General features: G+C 67.5%; 2 pseudogenes. One reads left to right on the top strand and one right to left on the bottom strand.

Annotation, left to right across the window (positions count from 1 at the left end):
- Window positions 1–359: 359 nt before the first annotated feature.
- A pseudogene (locus tag BMY22_RS23250) lies at window positions 360–1534 on the top strand (IS4 family transposase).
- A 16-nt stretch (window positions 1535–1550) separates the two neighbouring features.
- Here the strand turns inward: BMY22_RS23250 and BMY22_RS23245 are convergent.
- Window positions 1551–1872 (bottom strand): annotated as a pseudogene (locus tag BMY22_RS23245) (glycoside hydrolase family 32 protein); the annotation flags it as partial.

Here is a 1872-nt window from a genome sequence, read left to right as displayed (position 1 = left end):
AGACCGAAGCGCTCGGCCGTGCTGCCGGTCAGCTCCAGTTCGAGTTCGAGCTCCAGCAGGGCACCGCGCACCGCGAGTTTGCGGCTCTGCGCCTCAAGCGTGCCGATCGCCAGCGCCTGCAGGGACTGGCGCAGCGCCGTCAACTCGCGTGCCGGGCGCATGCGCAGGCGGTCGCCGTCGCGACTTGTTCCACATGTACATCCACGCCCAGAGCAGGCGGCGCCCGTCCGGTGCCAGCAGGGTCTGGGCCTGAGTGATCCCCAGAAATTTTCCCGAAAAATCAGAGAGATAAAGCTTGAAGAGGTCTGCATGGGCGGGCGACGTTGGTTGTCGCCAAACTGATCGATGTCCCCCTACCCATGCAGACCGTCCAATTCTTGCACGATGCCTTCGCCAAGGCACTCCTCACGATCCATGCCCGCCCCTGATGACCGTGGTGGCCGCCCTGCTGCAAGGCCGCTGCCTGAGCCTGACCGCGCTGGGGCGCTTCCTGCCCGGCTCGGCCTATCCCAAACATGCCATCAAGCGGGTCGACCGCCTGCTCGGCAATCGGCAGCTGCAGGCCGAGCGGGGGTTGTTCTACTGGGCCATGCTCCACGCCCTGCTGGGGTCGCTCGAGCATCCGTCGATCCTGGTGGACTGGCCGCCGATCGATGCCGCCGGCAAGCTGTTCCTGCTGCGCGCCGCGATCCCGCTGGCCGGACGTTCGCTGCCGGTCTGTGAAGTCGTCCATCCGCGCGAGGGCTGCCCGCGTTGCCAGAAACGCCTGCTCGAGGCTCTCGCGGCGATGCTGCCGGCCGGCTGCACGCCCATCCTGGTCACCGATGCCGGTTTCCGGCGACCCTGGTTCCAGGCCGTCGAAACCATGGGCTGGCATTACGTCGGCCGCGTGCGCAATCGCGATCTGTACCGATTCGGCGAGCAGCCCTGGCAGCCGGTGAAAAGCCTGTACGCCCTGGCCTCGGCATCGCCGAAACGGCTCGGTTGCCTCGAGATGACGCGCTCGGCGCCCTGGTCCACCCCACTCTACGCGGTGAAGCATGCGCCGCGGGGGCGCAAGCACCGGCGCGTCACCGGAACCGTGGCCCGGGACAAGCGCAGCCGGCAAAACGCGCAGCGCGAAAGCGAGCCCTGGCTGCTGGCCAGCAACCTGCCCGAGGCGCAGTGGAATGCCGCGCAGGTCGCGGCGATCTACAGGCGGCGTATGCAGATCGAGGAAGGCTTGCGCGACCTGAAGAGCCATCGGCTGGGGTTCGGCCTGGAACTGCATCGCAGCCGCTGCCCGCGGCGCATCGAGATCCTGTTGCTGATTGCCGTGCTGGCCAGCTATGCGCTGTGCCTGCAGGCGCGAGAGGCAGGGCACGAGCGGCGCTTTCAGAGCAACAGCGTCAAGGACAGGCACGTGCTGTCGCTGTGGCGGCTGGGACTGGAGTACGCACGCACTTATGCGGGAGACATTTCCCGAGAGAGGCTGCGGGAACTGGAGTTGGCCCTGCGGCGGGAAGTCCACCGGCAAGCGCAGGAGCTCGGGTGATTTTGTGGGGATCACTCAGGGTCTGGGCCGCATAGAAGTCATGGCCGTGGTCGAGTTCGCGCAGTTCGGTCTCCGCAACGAAGTGGGCGCTCTCGTCCAGCCGGCCCAGGCGATAGCTGTTCTGGAACAGGTTCCAGCGCTCGTAGCCGTCGGGCTCCAGGCCCTGCGGCGAGAACAGGAAGACGTCGCGTCCCTCCAGCTCGAACAGGTCCGGGCACTCCCACATGTAGCCGTCGGCTTCTTGCCGGCCCTCCAGGGCGCGGCCGAGGCATTCCCACTGGCGCAGGTCCCGGGAGCGATAGAGCAGCAGCAGCGGATCGTCGCCCTGGCGGGCGCCG

It is taken from the genome of Azotobacter beijerinckii, assembly GCF_900110885.1.
Lineage (GTDB): Bacteria > Pseudomonadota > Gammaproteobacteria > Pseudomonadales > Pseudomonadaceae > Azotobacter > Azotobacter beijerinckii.
This window is presented reverse-complemented; position numbering and strand designations above follow the sequence as displayed.